This window comes from Rhizobium sp. NXC24, from assembly GCF_002944315.1.
Classification (GTDB): domain Bacteria; phylum Pseudomonadota; class Alphaproteobacteria; order Rhizobiales; family Rhizobiaceae; genus Rhizobium.
The window spans coordinates 1,674,023-1,695,723 of record NZ_CP024311.1 but is presented as its reverse complement, the minus strand read 5'-3'; the positions used below and the strand labels follow the sequence as shown (position 1 = coordinate 1,695,723).

Genomic DNA, 21,701 nt, shown 5'->3' with positions numbered 1-21,701 from the left:
GGCGGTGTGAGCAAGCTACGACTGCATCGCTCTCGCTTGCTCTAGGATCCAGTCTTTCAGGATGATTGCCGATGGCGATAACGGCTTCCGTTCATTCCAAGCCAAACAGAACCCCACTGGATCGGGCATCGACAAATTGGTAAGCCGTACAAGCCTTCCCTCCTCGACCAAAGGACGGACCAACGAATCCCAACCCAACCCCACGCCCTGATTTGCTGCGGCTGCGCTAAGCATCACTGATAGTTGACCGAAACGTTGCCCTCGAAGCCCCTGGTGAGGGATAGCTTGCGCCTGCAAAAACTCCAGCCATCGGGGCCAGTCGAGATTAACCCAATCCATGTCCAGCAACGGAAGATCCGGCAAATCAGATGGAATGATATCTCGATGCCTTTCAGCGAATTCAGGCCCGCATACCGGATAGATGAGATCATCGAATAGCATTTCAGTCCGCTCATTTGGCCAAGCGCCGGACGCGGGCCTCACGAACAGATCTACTTCAGCGTTGCGCATATCGCGCACATGTTCGGAGATCAGATGATTGACGCTGATATGAGGATACCGAGACCAAAATTCTTGCATTCGCGGCATCAACCAGAACGTCGCGAAACCATCAGTACATGCGAATGTTACGTTGGCACGTCGCTGGTCCAATTTGACGGCTTGGATCGCGTTCGCACAACGCGAAAAGCTTGCCGCAACCTCCGCGAACAAGTCCTGCGCAGATGGTGTGAGCTGTACACCACTCTTTTCTCGGATGAAGAGCTTCACTCCCAGCTCATCTTCCAATGCCTTGACCTGTCGGCTGATTGCCCCCACAGTTACGTTCAATTCGTCCGCTGCACGAGTGAAATTCAAGTTGCGTGCAGCAGCTTCGAAGACGGCGAGCGTCGTTAAGGGCGGCAACCCGTAATATTTCCGGACTATGTCGGTCTCCCTCTAGCTCGCGCTAAATCCCAATTGCTTGATATGCATCCGCGATCTTGCGAATTGCAATCACATAAGCTGCGGTGCGGAATGTCTTGATCTGCGGAGACGAACGCTTGAGTGCTGCAATGTTGTCGTACGCGCTCCTCATGACGTCTTCCAAACCGGATCTCACGAGATCAATTTCCCCGCCGCCCTCCAGAAATTCATCTTTCTGGTCCTCAGGAAATGGCTTGTCAGTCATGGCTTCCATTGCCTGGGTTATCTGAAGATTCCGGCGCTCTCGCCGACGCCTCTCCATCAATCCGAAGGAAATATGGGTGATGTTCTTCACCCATTCGAAATAGCTGACAACCACACCCCCTGCGTTCACGAAAAGGTCGGGTAGCACAACAACGCCCCGTTCGGTCAGCGCTTGCTCTGCTCCAAAGCTTACCGGACCGTTAGCGCCCTCCGCGATCAGTCTCGCGCGGATCGCAGAGACGTTTTCTTCCGTTATCGCATTTTCCATTGCTGCCGGTATCAGTATGTCGCATTCGACGTTGAGACCGGCACCAGGCTCTGCGACGCTCGTCGCGCCGGGAAAGCCAAGAATCGTGCCATGCGCGGCCTGGTAGCGTTTGACCTCCTCGATTGGGAGGCCCTTCATGTTGGCGATATACCCGTCACGCTCCACAATTGCGATTACCTTGGCACCATCATCCTCGCTTAGGAACTTGGCGGCGTGATAGCCAACGTTTCCAAATCCCTGCACGACGATCGTCATCTGCCCGAGATCGCGACGGCCGTCTATTCCCGGCTCGTTCGTATCTCGAAGGTAGCTCTGGATGGCAAATTGCACTCCTCGCCCTGTCGCCTCCGTCCTTCCCGCAATCCCTCCCCTTGCAAGCGGCTTGCCCGTTACACAGGCGTTTGCGTTGACGACATCGGATGGGCCTGTCCGCTTGTATTCATCGGCCATCCAAGCCATTTCGCGTTCACCTGTGCCCATATCGGGCGCCGGAACGTTGCGGCCGGGACAAATTAGATTCCGCTTCGCAAGTTCCTGGGTAAAGCGGCGTGTGATGCGCTCCAACTCGTGGGGCTCCCACTCCGAAGGATCGATCCGTAGTGCGCCTTTCGAACCTCCGAATGGTACGTCAACCACGGCACATTTGAGGCTCATCAGAGCTGCAAGCGCTTCAACCTCTTCTTGATCCGACAGCAAAGAGTAGCGGATGCCACCCTTGGCTGGTTCGACATGCTCGCTGTGAACAGAACGCCAGCCCGTGAAACTATACATTCGTCCGCGTAGCCGAACGCCGAAGCGAACCGTATAGGTCGAATTGCAGGCTTTGATCCGCTCTGCCAATCCATCGGATAAGCTCAAATGACTGAGTGCGTGGTCGATGTAAGAATCGACACTCGTGAGGAAGGATGTTTCTAGGCGGGACTTGGCGACGGTAGGTAAGGTGTTCACTTGTGCGCTCCAGTAGCGAGGGCCCAACGTTGTGGGCTTGCGAGATAACTGCCTCAGATGCCAACGCGTGCCTTCAGACTGAAAGCTTCTGTGCCCAAAGGGCGAGAAAAGGCTTCGATGTGCATCGGATTGCAATCGGGTGACCGGTTGGATGAAATTGAAGAGATCCCGGCTCTACGCGCTGCCATTCACCGGTCTCGATGCGAAACTCGCCTTGTGAAATCGGCAGGATCACGCGGGAATAAGTAAGCCAATGGTCAGGAAAGCGGGTGTACGGTGCGAGTAGAGTAACGCCCATCCGGACATCTGAGCGCTCTTCCAAGCCCCCAGGGCCGACAAGTATGGCATGAGCGTGCCCATCAGCGAAATTTACGCTGGCATAGGCTCCGCTCTGTCCCCGGTACCAATCGAGGTCGTCCATCAGAGCGATGAGTCCGCACCCGATGCTCGTAAGTTCGGGGCCAAGCAGTTTCGACGCTTCGCAGACGGCATCCATATGAGAGCGGAGCGGAAAGTTTCTGTGCCCCATGCGCGGCGGGTTTGCGTGTCCGACATTCGACAACAGATGTATGATTTTGCATCCCACAAACTTCGCCATCATGCTCGCATCGTGCTTCAGGAGGCAATCAGCGAATGACCCGACAATCTGCTGTAGCGCCAACCTTCGGGGTCCATACGAGCGACGCGGCGCCGTTGCAGCTGAGATTGGGTTGAGAAACAGATCTATGGGACCCGGCTTTTCCCCGATACGCGACGATATCATCCTACACTCTCTTGGCTTCTCAATGTCGCTAGAATGGTCCAGCAGCGAAGTCTGGGAGTGGCCAGCGTCAATCACGCCGACCACCAGCCGATCGCTTCAAGCGAGACTCGGCTTTTCCCAGAGGTTGAGCGACGTGCCGATTCCGTTCTTCAAGGCGTTCTGATAGACCTCGAAGCCCCAGCTGATATCGAACACCGCCATACCGCAGGCGATAAAAATGATGCGATCAGAAGCACTCTCGCGGCCGGGCTTCTTGCCATTGACCACATCGCCGAGCCCAATCGAATCCTTCAGTGCCGGAAGCTTCCCTGCGTCAATCAGGCGGTAGAACGGTCCGCCTATGACGCCACTGTAATAGGCTTCTTTGTTCCCCGAGGCGATCGCGTCCTCGACATAGGCTTCCTGGAGTGCAGTGTGATCGTAGACGATCTTGCAGCTTGTCAGGAACGCCTCATCGGTGTTCACGGGACCGGAAACAAGGATCGTGGCACCCGGTTTGATCCACTCGTCCTTGAAGAACAGCGGTTTCAGCCGTGAGGCAGCGACGGTGATGACGTCGGCATTTGTGAAGCCAGTCTCGGCGTCATCCACGCCAACGGCGGAAACCTTGTAATTTTCCTCGACCCAGCGAGCGTGTTCGTTCGCCTTATCAAGGAACACATCGAAGCAGACAACTTTCTCAACGTTCGGCAGCTGCGTCATGATTGCAGTGAAGCACGATTTATTGATCGGGCCGCAGCCGACGATCGAAACCGTCTTGGCGTCCTTATTCGCCAAGTGCTTCGCGGCTACTCCCGGTACGGCACCTGTTCGTGCGGCGCTCAGGAGGTTGGCGGACATCAAGGACAAGGGGGCGCCTGTGTCCTTGTCGTTCAACATCATGGTGAGGATCGATCGGGGAAGTCCCTTCTGGGTGTTTGCATGATTTGAGCCGTACCACTTGTTTCCGCAGACATCGAAGCGCCCCCCAAGGTATCCCGGCATCGCCGCAAAACGGCGATCCGGTCCGGCCACTGGCATGTTCGGAAAGGGAGTTTCCTTTGGGAATACGATGTTCAAGCCGTGATTGTTGTGGTTCGCGCCGCCCATTAGGTAGTCTCCTTCACCTAAGAGGCTGAAAGTCTCCTCGCAGATGGCGACGCAGCGTGCGGCGTCAAGAACACCGGCCGCGATCATGTCTGGCTCGGACAGGTAGAGAAAATCGATCTTTGTGGACATTGAGGTATCCGTTCCCATTGTGTTGGTTGGTTGAGCGTGAGCAAAGGATGGGCCTTTACCGGACCGCGTGGTCGGCAGAACTAAAATTTCAGCAGTGGCTTGATGTCGTAGAGACGGCAGTCGGAACTTCTAGCGTTCGCTCGCATCAAGAAGTTCAGCTTTTCAATGCGCTCTCCGGAGCGAGGCGCACCGTTCTTCTGGAAGGGCACCTGAAGGCCGACGGAGAAATCCATGACCACGTCGTCGACGACGCCACCAGATCGCCCAGATGGCACGGCAATCAAACCGTTCTCATTGGCAAAGCGGTACGCATCTAACGCCTCAGTGATCGTGCCTACCTGATTTGGCTTGAGGACAAACCCAGCAATAGCCCGCGTCTCATGAGCCTTTTTCAGCAGCGCCAGGTTAGTAACAGTGAGATCATCGCCCAGAACGATCGTCCGATCGAGTTCGATAACGGCCTTGCGATACCCATCCCAATCATTTTCGTCCAACAGGTCCTCGATGAATACGAGGTCGAAGCGTTCTGTAAGACCCTTGGCATACGCAATGAGCTGGTCGGAGGACACTCGCTGCCCCTTGAGCAGATAGGTCTCCGTATCCTTGTCGTACATTTCGCTCGATGCACAGTCTAACGCGAAAGCAATCCGGCCGGAGTAGCCGCATCGGTCGATCGCCTTCTGCATCAGGCCAAGGATGATCTCCGGATCGTGCGACGGAGCCGCGTATCCATAGGAACTTGCTACCTGCGGCTTGTGGCCGAGATACTCCGTGAGGACGTCAGAGAGCTTTTGAAAGACAGTGACCGCCATTTCGATCGCAAAATCAATACTGTCCGTATCGTACGGAACGATCAGAAACTCATTGAAGGCCTGGGTGAAGCCTTCATACTTCCCGCCGTTGACGATATTGAAGCAAGGGACCGGAACTGTTCTGATCTTGCCGCCTGCGATGTGGTCGTAGAGTGGAATACGGCGAGCGTCGGCCGCAGCCCGAAACACTGCAATCGAAACAGAATAGATGGTATTGCCGCCCAGTTTCTTTTTGTCAGGCGTGCCGTCTAGCGAGATCATTTTCTCGTCGATGGCACGCTGATCGAACACGTTCATGCCGATTAGTTCGGGGCCGATGACATTCTGGGCAGCATCTACTGCCTTATGCACACTCAGACCCTTGTAGCTCGAAGGGTCGCCATCTCGAAGGACAAACGCCTCATACATCCCTACCGATGTACCCGTTGGCGCGGCGCCCCGCCCAACTGCACCGCTCTCAGTGCGAACTTCGACTTCTACAGCTGGTCGACATTTGCAATCGATTATCTGCTGAGCCGTAACGGAGGTGATCCTGTCTTCCATGTTACTTCGCGCTCTCCGGTGCGGGGATATAAACGATGTTCAGATCGCAGAGGTTGGTGCCGGTGTTTCCGGTAAAGACCGTCGAGCCGATTGCTTCGAGAGCCTCGAAGCAGCTGTGCTCGCGCAGCGCCTGGTAGAGATTGATGCCCTTCTCGGCTGCCATCTTCAGGCTTGAAGAATCCGTGATCCCGCCCGCAACTTTTGCGGTTCCGTCAGTGCCCTCGCTGTCGATCGACAGCAGACAGGCGCCTTTCGTCTTCGAGGCTGTGATGGCGAAGCTAACGGCCATTTCTTGCCCAGGACCGCCGTGCCCTCGGATCACACTGTTGTCGAGAATCTGGGTGGTAACCTCGCCAGAACTCAACAACACGCATGGCGGCTTGATTGGATTGCCGTAGGTCTGGATCTCCCTTGCCATTGAAGCGAAGAAGGTGCCAGCGTCCCTACTTTCGCCCTCAAGAAAGGACGATACGATCATCGCGGGGATACCCATCTCCTCGCAGACTTCGCGGGCGTAGATGCAGGAGTCAGGTAGGGTGTTTAGCAGGAAATACGTATTGTTCGGAAAGGCCTTTGGCGTTTCGAATTCCGGCCCGGCGTTCATCAAGAAGTCGACAACGGTCCTCGGAAGGCGATCTGCGACATTGAAATTGACAATCGTTGCCCGGGCGTCATCCAGCGTGGTGGCATCGGGCCCGATCGGCGTGCTCTTGTAGGCCGCATAAGGAACAGCGATATCGCCGGTCGCAGGCGATCCAACAGCGTCACTGATACCGATACCGATCAGTTCAGCGCCGACATCTTGGATACGTTTCGCCAGCATGCCGCCGTTGAGTGCCGAGATGTGCCGTCGGACAGCATTGATCTCATAGATACCGGCACCGGACTTGAGAAGGACATCCGTCGTGTCGATCTCATCTTGCAGGCTTATGCCATCGATGGGGCATGACATTAGAGCGGAGCTTCCGCCACTTACTACGACAATAAAGAGGTCATCCGATCCTGCCCTGTCTACGGTTTCGATAATCTTCTTGGAAGCGCGATGGCCTTCCTCATTCGGCAGCGGGTGCCCGCCAACAAAGACTTGAGTCTTGTTGAAACGGTCTGTGTCCTCATGAATTTTGACGATGGCGATACCGTGGGTCAGCCGATCACCAAGGACATGGTCGACCGCCATAGCCATGTGGTTGCAAGCCTTGCCCGCACCGAAAAGGTAGACATTGCGCTTCTTTGACAGATCCCACGAGCGAGTACCGATATGCAGTCGGTCACCGTCCATGTGCATGATGCTTTTAATGCGCTCGTAGCTATCCAAGCGCTCTAGCGTCCGATCGGCGATCTCGGCGACAAGCCGACGCGACTTCTCGTCGCCGTGCGAGCAAAGCTGCTCGGCGTTGCGTATTTTTCTCATACGGCCTCTCTCGATGCGACAGTGTGGGCGGAGACACGAACCGGAGCGTTCGGCGCCGCCTTAGCAAATCTCTAACAAAATGAGCCATTGTCGACAATAGCCCAAATGACTTTTTTGTATGAATTAGTCTGCTAGCCGGGTACAACCCCGAAATCGCCCACCCATAGGCCGAGACACAAATGACCAGAATCGCGTTGCCGAAAATCGAGAAGATGCCTGCGGATGTGCGAGCTTTAGGCGTCTTGCGGAGTAGGATTGTTGACGGATCCATTCCAGCCGGTTCTCGGCTAACCGAGGTTCAGCTCTCAGAGGAAATGGAACTCTCGCGAGCCACTATCCGCACCGCTCTACATCAGCTCGCCAAGGAAGGCCTCGTCACACTGGTCCCCTACACTGGTTGGACTGTCGTCGAGCTGACTCGTCGGGATGTATGGGAGCTGTACACTTTACGCGCTGCCGTGGAACGTCTCGCAGCGCAACTCGCCGCACAGCGAGCCGACAAAACCTCTATGAGAGCCATCGAAGATGCGTTCAAACAAATTGCCAACAGCGCTCAAGTTGGCAAACCAGGGGCAATCGCCGATGCGGACTTCGGCTTCCACAAAGCCATTGTGCTTGCTGCCGACCATGCGCGACTGAGACAGCAGTATGAGCTTATCGAACAGCAAATTCGGGTCTATATCCGCTCAAGTGACGCCCTCATCGACGATGCTTCGGTAATCGTTGCTCAACACAAGCCGATATTTGAGGCGATCTTCAACAGAGACGTCACGGCGGCGGGAGATCTTTCGGAGCGGCATAACCTTCTCGAAGGGGAGAAGCTCACTGGAGCGATTGCACCGTAATCCTTGTCCAGACAAGCGCCCAAGCGCAGCTCTTTTTCGGCTACTATCGGATATAGCTTCCACCATTAACATCAATCGTAGCGCCGTTTATCGACATTTGTGACGGTTGCAGCGCAAATGCCACGATCTCCGCAACCTCCTGCGGGTCCGCCATCCGTCCAATTGGGATGTCTGCAGTCGCGGCCTCTTCTCCAACACGGTCCAACAAACCTTCGACCATCTCCGTCCGCACCCATCCGGGCGCGACAGCTACCGAGACGATGCCATGTTCGCCAAACGAGCGAGCAAGTGATCGGCTCAAGTTAATGAGTGCAGCCTTTGAAGCACCATACGGCATTGCATCCGCCGCATAGCCACGCTGCCCTGCCCGGCTTGCAATACTGACAATCCGCCCACCCTTACGCGGGATGAAATGCTGAACAGCTTCTTTGCAAAGGTCTGCTGCAGCGAAGAAGTTTACACGAAACTCGCGCTCCCAGGTCGAGGCCCAGGTAACTGGGTCGGCATTGACAGTCACTTCGGAACGTATTCCCGCGTTGTTTACAAGTGCGTAAATCTCACCCGCTGCGCGTTCCGCTCTCTGCCAAAGCTCACGAGCTTCTGACGGAATGGTGAGGTCGGCATGTACGACCGCGCCGTTGCCAGAAATCTCTTCAAGGAGCGCCTCAGCATCCTTCTTCTTGCGACCGTAGTGTATGATCGGCCTCGCGCCCTGAGCCGCAAGAATCTTAACTAATGGTCGACCAATGCCGCCGGTGGCGCCAGTCACTAATATAGATTTTCCCGCAAGCGTCATCATTTTACCTCCACATCGATTAAGGGGTACCCGGGCGTCCCAACATGTTAGGTTTACTGGATTTTCTTGCATTCTATCAGAGAGTTTAGGCCAGAGACAGCGCGTCAAGTTTGAACCATACATAAGCTCATTTTATCAAAGAGCTGCATTTTTCGGTCTATGACGTTTTTGCAAACGGATTAAGCTTAAGGCGCCAAAGGGAGATCGCGAGATGATCCAAGGCCCCGGCACAAGCCGGACGTTCATGCAGCAGCGCTACTTCATCGATGCTTGAAGGATATTGCCTTCTTCAAGCTTTCAAATGCAGCAGCGAACAAGCCAAACGCCTCGAAAGAAAAGGGGAATCACATGAAAAAGATACTGAAATTTGTAGCCGCTGCCGCCATGGCGACATTGGCTTGGATGCCTGCTCAAGCTCAGGATAAGTCTGTCAAGATTGGAACCATGGGCTGGGAAGATGAGAAGACAATCACGCTGGTGACCAAAAAGTTCCTGGAGAAGCAGGGATACAAGGTCGACGTCACCGAGTTTTCCGAATGGGGTATTGCATTTGCCGCATTGGAGAAGAAGGACGTGGATCTGATGGTCGCGTTGCCAGACTACGTCACGTCGGATTATTGGCAAAAAAATCGCAAGAAGCTCGAAAAGGTCTCTGTGGTTTCGTACGGCAACTATCAGACCCTCGCGGTACCTTCATACATGAAGATCGACTCGATCGATCAGTTGAATACGGTCAGCGATCAGGTCGGGGGCAAGATTATCGGTATCGAGCCAGGATCCGGCATCATGCGCGACGCAGCAAGGGCCGTCGACGAATACAAGCTCAATTATCAAATCGTTGAAGGCAGTACCGCCGCAATGGTGGCCCAGTTGCAGTCGGCTATCGAGCGCAAAGAGCCAATTGTTACGATGCTCTGGGATCCTTCCTGGATGATGCATAAGTTCGACGTGAAGTTCCTTAAAGACCCCAAGAAGGTTTTCCCCCCGACCCAGTCCTACTACTGGATAGCAAACAAGGGCTTCTCCGCACAGAATCCGGAGCTGCGGGCGAACATCTCTACCGTATTCCTGCCCATTGGCGATATCGGCCAGATGTGCATCGAAATGGCTGATGGCAAGACCGCCGAACAGGCCGCCGACGACTGGTGGGCGGCGAATACCTCCGTCGTTGAGAAGTGGTCCATTCAATAACGGCAGACTAGCGGACTTAGCGCAGCAGTTTGCTGCGCTAAGTCGTTGACGTATAGCGCATTGATGTCCGGCAGAGTATGCTCTTGCTTGGCAAAATGTACTGCTCGCCGTGCGCCCTTGGCCGATGAACCAGCGCTTACCGGCTGCCAACTGCACGACCGCAACACTCGACTGGCGGCGTAAATCAAAGAGCACAATCATGTACGCAAGCACATCACTAGAAAACCAGCCATTGCTCAAGTGTCACGGCGTTTGGAAGGTCTTTGGGGAGAAATCCTCAAAAGCTATAGCGGCGATCACTGAACGAGGCGCCACCAAGGCAGACATCCTGAAAGAGTTCGGTTGCGTGGTTGGTGTCAGCGATGTCAGCCTCTCGCTTCAGAAAGGTGAAATCTTCTGCATTATGGGCCTTTCGGGCAGCGGCAAGTCAACTCTGATCCGGATGTTCAACCGCTTGATCGAGCCCACGCTTGGACAGGTTTTTTATCGCGGTACGGATTTGGGAGCAATGTCGTCGCAGCAACTGCGTGAGACCCGTGCCCGCAATGTCGGCATGGTTTTTCAAAGCGTAGCCTTGCTCCCACACCGCACTGTGCTCGAAAACGTAGCGTTTGGACTTGAAGTCCAAAAGATCGAAAAGGATAAACGCAAGCAGCTCGCGCAGGCCGCCCTTGCAAAGGTCGGGCTCGCTGATTGGGGTGACCGTTACCCGAGTGAACTGTCCGGTGGTATGCAGCAACGCGTTGGGCTCTCCCGAGCATTGGCTGCAGATCCTGAAGTGATTCTGATGGACGAACCATTCAGCGCCCTCGATCCTTTGATCCGGCGTCAACTCCAGGACGAATTTCGCGATCTGTCAAAATCACTCGGCAAATCGGCGATATTCATCACGCACGACCTGGATGAAGCCATTCGCATTGGAGACCGCATCGCAATCATGAAAGACGGTGCAATCATCCAGGTTGGTACCGCCGAACAAATCGTGCTTAACCCTGCCGACTCTTATGTTTCGGACTTTGTGGCCGGTATCTCGCGACTCCACCTCGTGAAGGCGCACTCCATGATGCACCCGATCGACAGTTACCGCAGCGCCAATCCGACCATCGATTTTGCTAGCCTGACCAAGGTAGCTCCGGACGCGGACGTAGACCAACTCATCAAGATCAACTTGGAGCAGAAGCAGGACGGTATAGCCGTGGTGGATGACGGGAAGATCGTCGGCGTAGTCACCACTCGGAGCCTTTTGCAAGGCGTCAAGGGCAGAGCCCAAGACGAAGCACTAGCGCTTTAATACAGTCACAGGGATAGAGACGATGGAAAGCGTCAACTGGACTTCAAACATCGACGACGCCATCGACGCGGGCTTGGAATGGCTAAGCACACACGGCGAAGGTTTTTTCGATACGTTGAGTCTTATACTTGAGTCGCTCTTTGGCGCGTTGTCATGGAGTTTGCTTACCCCACCATTCTATGTGATCATCCTGATCATTGGCGTACTGGGCTGGTTTGCAGTTAGCTTGCGTTTCGCCGTGCTGGCTATGGCAGGACTGCTGCTGTGCTTCTACATGGGCCTCTGGAAAGAAACCATGCAGACGCTTGGGCTGGTCGTTTCCGCGAGCATCATAGCGCTTGCGATCGCGATCCCGGTAGGTGTCATCGCAGGGTTCAAACCGAAGTTCCTGAACTTCCTGTCGCCAATTCTCGATATGGTGCAGACTCTGCCGCCATACATCTACCTTTTGCCAGCAATCGCTCTGTTAGGCTTCGGCCCGCAAACAGCGTTGGCCGCTACTGTTATCGTGGCCATTCCGCCAGCGCTCCGCTTGACCGCATTGGGCATCAGCCTCACGCCAACGAGCTATTTGGAACTGGGTCAGGCCTCCGGCTGCACGCCGACCGAGTCTTTTTTCAAGCTCCGGCTACCTTACGCGATGCCAAGCATCATGGCAGGCGTAAACCAGTGCCTTATGTTGGCGTTTGGGATGGTGGTCATCGCCGGAATCGTCGGATCCGGCGGCTTGGGAACGGCAATCTACAACTCGGTCCGAACGCTTGATATCGCGCATTCGATCGACGCTGCGATTGCGATCGTAATTCTGACAATGATCATCGATCGTATCACCCAGGCAGCTGTAAAAGAAAAAGCTGGAGCAATCTGATGGAACCGAGCTTCACAATATCCCCGGGCTCCTACGTGGCACCGGCCATTAGTTGGCTCAACGCAAATGCTCACACCATCTTTCGCGTCATCACGAGCGCTGTAGAAGCAATGCTTTCCGCAGTGCAAGATACCCTTACAGCCCTTCCGCCTATCGCTTTAATCGCAATAGTAGCTGTGTTGGCAACGGTGTTTGCGAAGTGGAGAATTGGAGCACTTACACTTGTATCGCTGGGCTTTTGCTTGGCCATGGGGCTCTGGCAAAAGTCGATGGAAAGCCTATCTTTGGTAATCGTTTCCGTTGTGATCTCAGTTATGATCGCCTTTCCTTTGGGGGTTTGGGCGGCAAGAAGCTATGGTGTCAGGGCTGCACTTCGTCCCGTTCTCGATATTATGCAGACTGTACCACCGTGGGTATACCTCATCCCTGCCGTTATCTTCTTCAGCCTTGGTCGGACGCCCGCGCTGATTGCCACCGTCATTTACGGTGTACCTCCCATGCTCCGCTTTACGACCCTCGCGCTGATACAGGTACCGACACCTTTCCTGGAACTCGGGAAGGCTGTTGGTGCGACCAAAATGACCACCCTATGGAAGATTGAGCTGCCTTTGGCAAAGCCCACGCTTCTTGTCGGTCTGAACCAATGCATTCTTCTTTCGCTGTCCATGGTTGTTCTCGCTGGACTGGTTGGTGCAGGTGGCCTGGGCGGTGAGGTTACGCGCGGCCTAACCAGAATGCAGCTCGGACTTGGTCTCAGATCCGGCCTTTGCATCGTTGCAATCGCTTTGCTACTCGATCGGTTATCACAAGCAGCACTCACTCGATCGCCGAAGCGCAGCTAGAAACACTTCCAACAGAATCCTTATGAAAAATTCAGCGCCGTGTGATCTTCACACGGCGTTCTGGTTTTTGGTGACCCGGTTGGTCGGAACCGGCATAAGGATACGAGGGGGACTGCAACCTTTCCGCGTCCATCTACTGTCACTGAAGAACTACCACGCTTTTCAGATTATCTGTTTTCGCTCTCCAAGCGATTTTTGGGCCAGTCTAGTGACAAACGCCTACCATCAGTTCCGCCAACTTCGGAAACAACTGATCCAAGTGCAAACCCCGCGTGGCTGTGGAAATCGTCAAACGCTGTCACTCATCCCTACCCCTTTCTGCCCTGTAAATGAGTGACCGTTTATGCGGCTCGGCATATCGCGCACGGCCGGTTCGAGAACGGCATCAGCTACTCTTTAACTCATAAATCCATTCTATCAAAGACGTGAAAAAATGCCGCTGTCTTTCGGTAGTTTTTGCTCATCAAAACCCAGCAATCATAATAAAGTAGTCATCATCAAAGGCCGGTGCAGAACAACTAGCCGCACAGCCTTAACCCAATCCTTTTTATCGAAAGCGGCACATCATGGGGCTTCACGACGTCAAGAAAACCGAGCCATCACCGACGACTCAGCGGGTCGTGAAGATTGAGAAGTTTCCATCTGAAATCAGTATGAGCGGTTGGTTCGCCACATTGCCGAATGTCAGCCTAGCACCCTCTCTCAAGGGGCGCGTTGAAGCCGATTGGGTGATCATTGGTGGTGGTTGGTTTGGGGTAAACGCGGCTCGCCGCATCGCCGAATTGCGTGGCCAGGATGGCGTAATTCTCCTTGATGCGGGTGCAATTGGAAACAACGCGGCAGGTCGTTGCGCAGGCTACGCCATCGACCTGGCACACAACCCACGCAACGCAAATTTTGCGGAAGACGAACAGGGCAATATTGATGAGCGGGACATCAACGTTGAAGGCATAAACTACCTTCGCGATGGACTTCAGAGATACAACATTCAGTGCGATTGGAGCGAAGAGGGAAAGACGCACGCGGCCGTGACCGATCGCGGCGAAGCTTGCCTGACAACATTCGCTCAAGCACTCGACCGCATTGGCGTGAAGTACGAGTGGTATAACCAGGCCCAGATGCGCGAGATGGTGGGTAGCAAGTATTATACCCTCGGCCTGCACACCCCTGGTACGGTCTTACTTCAGCCTGCAGCGATGCTACGGGGTATTGCAGCAAACCTTGGCAACAACGCTACCGTCTACGAAAACTCCCCCGTAGTTGAGATCCGTTACGGGAGCCCATGGCATGTTGTGCGAACGGCTAATGGCGAAGTCCACGCTAGAAACGTCATTCTGGCCAACAATGGTTTCATCAGCCAATTCGGATTCTACGAACACAGCGCCATTCCGGTTTACACTTACGCGAGCATGACCCGTCCGTTGACGGTGGCCGAAATTGCGAAGATCGGTGGCCGCAATACCTGGGGTCTTATTCCCGCAGAAAGTTTCGGGACAACCGTCCGCCGTACCGCCGACAACCGTCTTTTCATCCGAAATATCTATGATTATGCCGACGGCTTCCACACAACGCAGCCTCAATTGGAACGAGCCAAACGGAGCCACCAGAAGTCGTTCGACCGACGCTTTCCGGAAATTTCGCATATCGGGTTCGAACACACCTGGGGCGGCGCCCTAAGCTTAGCTCAGAACGGCGGAACAGTATTCGGACAACTCGGTGACCGCGTGTTCGGCGCTGCTTTCTGCAATGGCACGGGCGTGTCCAAGGGCGCCATATTCGGCAAGTCGATTGCCGAACTTGCCTGCGGTCAAGACAGCAAAGCAATTCGAATTCTTAAGAACAAGGCACGGCCAAGCCGAGCTTACCCGAAGATCATCACTTCACTGGGCGTAAAATGGTCCACGCGATACCGGCTATGGAAAGCCGGTCTCGAAGTCTGAACAGCCATATCAATTCAGGAGTTTCTAACATGGCGAATCTACGCGGTATCAACCTCGCAATGCAGACCCCTTTCAACCAAGACGGGTCGATCGAATATAAGCGTTGGGATCATCTTCTTGACCAGTATCTCGACACGGGGATGCATGGCTTCGTCCTTAGTTCAGGAACGGGTCAGCACGCCTATCTGACCGAGGACGAGTGCAACAAACTCTTCACAACAGGCGTAAAGCGCATCAACGGCCGTGCGTCCATCACAGCTCAGACCTCTGCGCTTAACTTGCAGGAAGTAATCCGCCGGTCAAAAGCAGCCCAAGACGCAGGTGCTGACGCTCTTATGATCCTCCCGCCCTTTTTCGAAGGTCCCAAGCACGACGACGGAATTTTCGCGTTCTACGAAGCCGTCTGTAAGGAAGTTTCGATCGACGTCATTGGCTACAACATTCCTGCCGCAACCGGCATTGAGCTGACCCCTGCCCTCTACACCCGCCTTATGGAATTGGACAATTTCAACTTCATCAAGGATAGCTCGGGCGATTTGCTCAAGCAGCAGGCACTCCTCGCCTGCGGCGGTCAGATTCTCAATGGTGCAGACCCGATCGCACCGTTCTCATTCATGATCGGAACTTCGGGAACCATCTGGGGTTGCGCGAACATCTTCCCGCGCGAAGCGATCAAGCTGTTCAATTTGATTGAGGCCGGAAAGCATCAGGAGGGCCTGAAGCTTTGGAAGACCATGTTCCCGATCGTCCTTTACTGCTGGCAGAACGACTACATTCCAGCAGTTAAGGCGGCAGCCCGCCAGATGGGCTTTGACGGCGGCACGGTCCGAGCACCGGTCTGCGAAGTCGGGCCGGAAGAGGAAGCCAAAATCGCCGAGGCCCTCAAGTCCCTCACGTTGGCAAAGGCAGCTTAACTCCAACATCAATTGCGGCAAAGCGCAGGCAAAGACCAAGCGCTCGGAACGGAAGAAGATCAATGACAAACTTTACTCGGGATGACGCGGTTGCAGTGGCTGCAGCGCTCAGGCTGCCTACGAGACCTTTCATCAACGGCGCCTATCGCAAGACCACCGGCGGTAAGCTTCTCGAAAGTGTCAACCCTGCGACGGGTAAGGCTTTTGCCGAGATTGAAGCTTGCTCAATTTCAGACGTGGACGCAGCGGTAGCAGCAGCGAAAGCTGCATTTACGTCTGGGGTTTGGTCTGCCAAACATCCCGCCGAGCGAAAGGCGGTGCTTCTGCGCTTTGCCGACCTCATCCGGGCAAATCTCGTTGAGCTGGCAGTTATGGAGAGTCTGGACTCGGGCAAGCCAATCACAGACTGCCTAACGGTCGACGTGCCAGCGACCGCCGATTCCATCGCGTGGCACGCAGAGGCGCAAGACAAGCTGTTCTCGCGGGTCTCATCAACTGACAAGGATACGCTTGGCCTTATCGTTCGTGAGCCCTTAGGGGTTGTAGGCCTGGTTCTGCCCTGGAACTTCCCAATGCTTATGGCTGGGTGGAAAGTCGGTCCGGCACTCGCGACTGGCAATTCCGTGGTACTCAAACCATCCCAAATGACGACCCTAACCGCGCTCGCAATGGCCGAGCTGGCACTTGAGGCCGGGATACCCGAGGGCGTATTCAACGTTGTCACCGGATCCGGCGCAGTTGGAGAAGCGCTAGGGCTACATCCGGACGTGCGCATCATCTCGTTCACGGGTTCGACGGAAGTCGGCAAGAAATTCCTAGATTATTCTCGCCTGTCCAATCTTAAGCGGATTGTTTTGGAGTTGGGCGGAAAGAATCCGGCGGTCGTGCTAGCCGATGCTCCAAATCTGGACTTCGTCGCAGAGCAGCAGGCGTTCTCCATCCTCACTAACATGGGACAGAACTGCGCCTCGAATAGCCGCTTAATCGTCCACAAAGCAGTCAAAGAAGAGTTGGTCGAGAAGCTCGTATCTGTCTGCAAGGGCTGGAAACTGGGCGACCCGCTCGATCCGACTACGCAGTTGGGTCCTGTCATTGGCGAGAACCACTGCAAAAGCATCGAGCGATATCTCGATAAGGGCAAGTCTGAGGGAGCCCGTCTAGCATGCGGCGGAAATAGATTGGACCGCGACGGGTACTTTATCGAAGCTACTGTCTTCGACCGGGTAACGCCTGAGATGACGATCTACCGCGAAGAAATCTTTGGCCCGGTGCTCACTATCATCGAAGCGCAGAATGATGACCATGCCATCGAACTCGCCAACGATACCGAATATGGGCTCACCGCCTCGCTCTACACCACCGACGTTGGCAAGGCACACCGGCTTTCTCGTCAGATCAATGCGGGTACGGTCTCTGTGAACTGCTACTCCGAAGGAGATATGGCAACGCCTTTCGGCGGCTTTAAACAATCTGGCTTCGGAGGCCGAGACAACGGGCTTGAGGCACACGAACAGTACACCGAAGTGAAGACCGTTTGGATGAATCTGAACGCGCCGTCTCGTAGTTAGGAAGAGGCGCAACATGAAAGCCGTTAGAGTGGTCGACGAGATCAAGGAGTTCGTTGTCAGAGAGATCGAACGTCCCGCGATGCCGACCGGCGCCGTCCGTGTCAAAATTGAAGCCGCATTCCTTCCGCCCTACTTCGAGCATCTGCCCGAGGGATCGTGGCGGACACCTCCCCGCCCCTTCACTGCGGGTCAATGCGCAATCGGCACCGTTCTTGAGACAACTCAAGGCGACAGCCCTTTCAGGCCGAGGCAGTTGGTCTACTGCGATATGTATATCCAGGGATCCGGCTCTGAGGCTGATCATGGCTTTATCGGATGCTTCGGCCTTACACCTGCGGCTTCGCGTCATCTGGCTGTCTGGCCTAATGGGACCTTTGCCGAAGAATTCGTGGGTCCTGAACAATGCTTCACACCGATCCCGGATGGCGTGACAGCGCCACCAGAGATTCTGTGCCGGATTGGTTGGTTCGGAACGGCTCTGGCGGCCTTTCAGCGCGGAGGCTTTAAGCCGGGGATGACCGTGGCGATTAACGGTGCTGCTGGGCTTCTAGGCGCTTCTGCGATGCTGGTCGCGCTGGCGATTGGCGCCTCTCAAGTTCGCTTGATTGGCCGACGGACGAACCTGCTGCATGAACTAGCCGGTTTGGATCGCCGTATCGTGGTCGAGGAGGCCGGTGACAAGACCCCAATCGATTTCGTGCTCGATTGCTCTGGCGGCGAAGACGTCGCCAAAACCGAGACACTTGCAGAGAGATTGCGTCGCTTCGGCGCTCTTACATTCGTAGGTGCATTGACTAGACGAGCATCGTTCGACACCAGCGCATTGATGCGTAACAGCAATTCGTTGGTTGGGTCATTTTGGTTCCCGCACGCCGTCGCTGCAGAGGTCTTGAGCCTAATCGCTTCTGGCGCACTCGATCTCTCGAAAATCCGTGCCGAATGCTTCGGTATCGAAAACATCAAAACAGCGATGGAATACAGCGTCCAAAAATCGGGCGGTCTGCTGCACGTCGCGTTGAAACCGTAAAGTGAGGTTCATTATGTCTGCCCTTCCGGAAGAGGTTCAGGTCGTCATTATCGGCGGTGGGATCGGAGGCGCTTCGATCGCCTACCACCTGGCAAAACGCGGCGTCTCAGATGTATTGCTGCTCGAACGTGGCCAGCTTACTTGTGGCACGACATGGCATGCCGCTGGACTGGTCGGCACACTGTGGCCTACTAAAAATATGACGCAGCTGGGCGCCTATTCGCACCGGCTCTATCAGGAGCTTGAAGCCGAGACCGGCCAGGCCACCGGCTACAAGCGTAACGGCTCGATCTCTCTTGCTCAGACGACGGCGAGGCTAGAGGAGCTGACCCGTACTGCAGAGATGGCGCGGGTTTTCGGTGTTGAGGTTGATGTTGTTGGCCCCAAAACGCTCGGAGAACTTTATCCCGGCATTGATACCAGAGACATCGTCGGCGGCTTGCACCTACCCAAGGATGGTCAGACTAACCCCATCGACGTGACCATGGCTCTTGCCAAGGGGGCACGTATGAACGGTGCAACCGTCCGCGAGGGGGTCACCGTCACAAAAATTTTGACTGACGGCGACAAGGTCACTGGCGTTGAAACAACCCAGGGCACGGTACGCGCAAAAAAGGTCGTGCTTACAGGCGGCATGTGGTCGCGTGACCTAGCCAAACAGGTGGGAGTGGTCTTGCCGCTCTTTGCATGCGAGCACTACTACGTGGTAACCGACGCAATTCCAGGTTTGCCCAAGAACCTGCCAATCATGCGTGACCTCGATCATGGCGTATATTTCAAAGAAGATGCGGGCAAGCTGCTGATCGGCTTCTTCGAGGATAACGCGAACCCACTGCCGATGTCGAAGGTCCCTGCTGATTTCAGCTTTGGCGAACTTCCGTATGAGTTTGACCACTTCGAGAAATACCTTGAACGGGCGATGATCCGCTATCCAGCGTTGGAAAACGTTGGGATTCCGACGTTCTTCAACGGTCCGGAAAGCTTCACGACGGACAATCAACACCTTATGGGCGAGGCCCCTCTCCTGAAGAATTTCTTCGTCGCATGCGGCTTCAACAGCCGTGGTATTGGCGGTGCTGGCGGGATCGGCAAGGTGATGGCCGAGTGGATCGACCTTGGCTACCCGCCGGTCGATGTCTGGGAGAGCGACTGCCGTCGAGCGATGCCTTTTCAAGGTGACGAGACCTATCTCGAAAATCGCGTTGCAGAAGCGCTTGAGCGCTCTTACGCGATGCATTGGCCATATTACCAATACCGCTCCAGCCGAGGAATTCGGAAATCGCCTTTCTACGACCGGCTCGTGCAGCTGGGAGCAGTCCATGGAGAGGTGGCCGGATGGGAACGCCCCAACTGGTACGCACCTGAAGGCGTCAAGCCGGAATACGAATACAGCTATGGGCGCCAGAACTGGTTCCAGTATAGTGCCCAGGAACATCTGAATGTCCGCGAGAACGTCGGTTTTTACGACCTGACGTCACTTGCGAAGTTCAAAGTCACGGGCAGCGACGCGGAGACGTTGCTCCAGCGTCTTTGCTGCGCAGATGTAGCTGTCCCGGTTGGCAAGCTCGTCTACACCCAGTGGCTGAATGAGCGTGGCGGCATCGAAGCCGACCTTACCATCAGCAAGATGGGCGATGATGAGTTCCTCATTACCACGCCGTGCGGCAGCCATGTGAAGGATTGGTCTTGGCTGCATAGGCACGCTGGAAAAGGCCACGATGTCAAAATCGAAGATGTGACTGATGATTACGGCGTGATCGCCCTGCAGGGTCCAAATGCGCGTAAAGTGTTCCAGACGCTCACTGATGCGGATCTGTCGAATGAAGCTTTCGCATTTGGCACGGGTCGCTGGATAAAATGCGGAGGGGTAGAGCTTTGGGCGCAGCGTATCTCCTACGTGGGCGAACTCGGCTGGGAAATCTTCATTCCTAGAGGCAACGCGCTACGCTTCCTCGACGCGCTGCTTGATGCTGGTAAGAGCTTCGGCCTGCGGCCGCTGGGCATGCATGCGGTTGATGCGCTGCGAATGGAAAAAGCGTTCCGTCACTGGGGACACGATGTCGTTTATGAGGACAATCTCGTCGACGCAGGGTTGGCATTCACTGCCAAGCCGGAGAAGAACGTTGAGTTCATTGGTCGAGAAGCGTTTCTTCAGCAGAAGGCGGGTGGCGTCAGCAAGAAGCGCATGATCTCATTCCTTCTCGAAGATCCCGATCCGCTTCTCTTCCACAATGAACCGATTTTGATGAACGGCAAGGCAGTCGGATACCTGACGTCCGGCAACTATGCGCATCATCTGGGGGCGGCCATCGGCATGGGCTACGTGAGTGCCGACGAACCGCTTACCGCTGATCTTCTCGCGAAGAGCCAATTTGCAATTCAGGTCAATGGCAAGGCACAACCCGCGAAGGCAAGCCTGAAGCCGTTCTTTGACCCGACATCGGCGCGGATGCGGGCCTAAATCCAACACCCTACCGTACTACAATCAGGACAGATGTAATGAAGAACCCCTTCTCACTCGACGGCAAAGTCGTATTTATCACAGGGTCAACCCGAGGTCTCGGATGGGCGTCGGCACGTGCTGCGGCAGAGGCTGGCGCGACGGTAGTGCTGCACGGCCGTACTGAAGAGGCGGGACGCGCTCGGAAGGCCGAACTTGAAGCAGATGGTTTGAAGGCCGACTATCTGGCATTCGATATGGCAGACCACGCAGCAGTGGCGGCCGCTGTGCCCACGATCGTCGAACGGCATGGCAGCATCTGGGGGCTGGTGAACAACGCCGGTATGCTGCTCCACGACTCTATATGGGACGAGACGACAGAGAGCTATGAGAAGATCATGGCTGTACACATGATCGCTCCGTTCATCCTCACCAAGGCCGCTGCGTCAGAAATGAAGAAGTCAGACGCAAACGACCGTGGTCGTATCGTGAACGTTTCCTCGATCGCCTTTACGAGCCCGAGGGCGGGCATCTGCAATTACACCTCTGCGAAAGGGGCGATTGTGGGCTTCACGCGAGCCGCTTCTGCGGAGCTTGGCCGGTTCGGCATTCGTGTGAACGCAATCGCGCCAGGTTACTTTGTAACGGACATTAATAAGGAACGTCTGCAGGACGAGGCCTTTGCAAATAAGATCAACGTTCGGACGCCCGCCGCTCGCTGGGGCGATCCGGCTGAACTTGGTGGACCGACTGTCTTCTTGCTTTCGGGTGCGTCGTCTTATGTCAGCGGCCAGTTGCTGAACGTCGACGGCGGAATGAGCCACTTCCTTCACAGCGTTTAATGGAGAT

Annotated in this window: 18 protein-coding genes; 11 read left to right on the top strand and 7 right to left on the bottom strand. The window is 55.2% G+C overall.

Features of this window, described 5'->3' with window-relative positions:
- Window positions 1-15 precede the first annotated feature (15 nt).
- The 6 genes from NXC24_RS08400 to NXC24_RS08375 form a co-directional block, all read right to left on the bottom strand.
- Complete coding sequence (locus NXC24_RS08400) at window positions 16-903, bottom strand: LysR substrate-binding domain-containing protein (RefSeq protein ID WP_245463952.1); 888 nt, start codon at window positions 901-903, stop codon at window positions 16-18.
- Between the two features lie 43 nt (window positions 904-946).
- Window positions 947-2,383 (bottom strand): Glu/Leu/Phe/Val dehydrogenase, encoded by a 1,437-nt coding sequence (locus tag NXC24_RS08395; protein ID WP_104822864.1) that lies wholly within the window; start codon window positions 2,381-2,383, stop codon window positions 947-949.
- Window positions 2,384-2,456: 73 nt separating this feature from the next.
- Window positions 2,457-2,984, bottom strand: coding sequence for a dimethylsulfonioproprionate lyase family protein (locus NXC24_RS08390; protein ID WP_158704443.1), 528 nt, complete (start codon window positions 2,982-2,984; stop codon window positions 2,457-2,459).
- Between the two features lie 258 nt (window positions 2,985-3,242).
- Window positions 3,243-4,382, bottom strand: coding sequence for a tyramine oxidase subunit B (locus tag NXC24_RS08385; RefSeq protein ID WP_245463951.1), 1,140 nt, complete (start codon window positions 4,380-4,382; stop codon window positions 3,243-3,245).
- Window positions 4,383-4,444: 62 nt separating this feature from the next.
- The gene (locus tag NXC24_RS08380) at window positions 4,445-5,719 is read right to left on the bottom strand and encodes a phosphopyruvate hydratase (RefSeq protein ID WP_104822861.1); all 1,275 of its coding nucleotides are present in this window, start codon (window positions 5,717-5,719) and stop codon (window positions 4,445-4,447) included.
- 1 nt (window position 5,720) lies between these two features.
- Window positions 5,721-7,130, bottom strand: a complete 1,410-nt coding sequence (locus NXC24_RS08375; protein WP_104822860.1) for a DUF4147 domain-containing protein — start codon at window positions 7,128-7,130, stop codon at window positions 5,721-5,723.
- A 179-nt stretch (window positions 7,131-7,309) separates the two neighbouring features.
- Here NXC24_RS08375 and NXC24_RS08370 point away from each other — a divergent pair, with 179 nt between their 5' ends.
- Complete coding sequence (locus tag NXC24_RS08370) at window positions 7,310-7,975, top strand: GntR family transcriptional regulator (protein WP_104822859.1); 666 nt, start codon at window positions 7,310-7,312, stop codon at window positions 7,973-7,975.
- Between the two features lie 43 nt (window positions 7,976-8,018).
- On the opposite strand, the gene NXC24_RS08365 is transcribed toward NXC24_RS08370, so the two are convergent.
- Window positions 8,019-8,771, bottom strand: a complete 753-nt coding sequence (locus NXC24_RS08365) for an SDR family NAD(P)-dependent oxidoreductase (RefSeq protein WP_104825075.1) — start codon at window positions 8,769-8,771, stop codon at window positions 8,019-8,021.
- Window positions 8,772-9,119: 348 nt separating this feature from the next.
- Between NXC24_RS08365 and NXC24_RS08360 the strand changes: the two genes are divergently transcribed.
- From NXC24_RS08360 to NXC24_RS08315, 10 genes are all read left to right on the top strand, one after another.
- On the top strand, window positions 9,120-9,962 hold the full coding sequence (locus NXC24_RS08360) for a glycine betaine ABC transporter substrate-binding protein (RefSeq protein ID WP_104825074.1): 843 nt from the start codon (window positions 9,120-9,122) through the stop codon (window positions 9,960-9,962).
- A gap of 199 nt (window positions 9,963-10,161) precedes the next feature.
- On the top strand, window positions 10,162-11,253 hold the full coding sequence (locus NXC24_RS08355; protein WP_104825073.1) for a betaine/proline/choline family ABC transporter ATP-binding protein: 1,092 nt from the start codon (window positions 10,162-10,164) through the stop codon (window positions 11,251-11,253).
- Window positions 11,254-11,275: 22 nt separating this feature from the next.
- Window positions 11,276-12,121, top strand: a complete 846-nt coding sequence (locus tag NXC24_RS08350; protein WP_104822858.1) for an ABC transporter permease subunit — start codon at window positions 11,276-11,278, stop codon at window positions 12,119-12,121.
- Entirely contained in the window at window positions 12,121-12,963 is an 843-nt protein-coding gene (locus tag NXC24_RS08345) for an ABC transporter permease subunit (RefSeq protein ID WP_104822857.1), read from the top strand. The genes NXC24_RS08350 and NXC24_RS08345 overlap by 1 nt, the downstream gene beginning before the upstream one ends.
- Before the next feature lie 566 nt (window positions 12,964-13,529).
- Complete coding sequence (locus NXC24_RS08340; protein ID WP_199773540.1) at window positions 13,530-14,903, top strand: FAD-binding oxidoreductase; 1,374 nt, start codon at window positions 13,530-13,532, stop codon at window positions 14,901-14,903.
- 29 nt (window positions 14,904-14,932) lie between these two features.
- Complete coding sequence (locus tag NXC24_RS08335; protein WP_104822856.1) at window positions 14,933-15,817, top strand: dihydrodipicolinate synthase family protein; 885 nt, start codon at window positions 14,933-14,935, stop codon at window positions 15,815-15,817.
- 62 nt (window positions 15,818-15,879) lie between these two features.
- Window positions 15,880-17,385, top strand: a complete 1,506-nt coding sequence (locus NXC24_RS08330) for an aldehyde dehydrogenase (protein ID WP_104822855.1) — start codon at window positions 15,880-15,882, stop codon at window positions 17,383-17,385.
- A 13-nt stretch (window positions 17,386-17,398) separates the two neighbouring features.
- Window positions 17,399-18,412 carry a hypothetical protein gene (locus NXC24_RS08325; RefSeq protein ID WP_104822854.1) on the top strand — a complete coding sequence of 338 codons (1,014 nt, stop codon included), beginning with the start codon at window positions 17,399-17,401 and terminating at the stop codon, window positions 18,410-18,412.
- Window positions 18,413-18,422: 10 nt separating this feature from the next.
- The gene (locus NXC24_RS08320; RefSeq protein ID WP_199773570.1) at window positions 18,423-20,873 is read left to right on the top strand and encodes an FAD-dependent oxidoreductase; all 2,451 of its coding nucleotides are present in this window, start codon (window positions 18,423-18,425) and stop codon (window positions 20,871-20,873) included.
- Between the two features lie 38 nt (window positions 20,874-20,911).
- Window positions 20,912-21,694, top strand: coding sequence for an SDR family oxidoreductase (locus tag NXC24_RS08315; protein WP_104822852.1), 783 nt, complete (start codon window positions 20,912-20,914; stop codon window positions 21,692-21,694).
- Window positions 21,695-21,701: the final 7 nt, after the last annotated feature.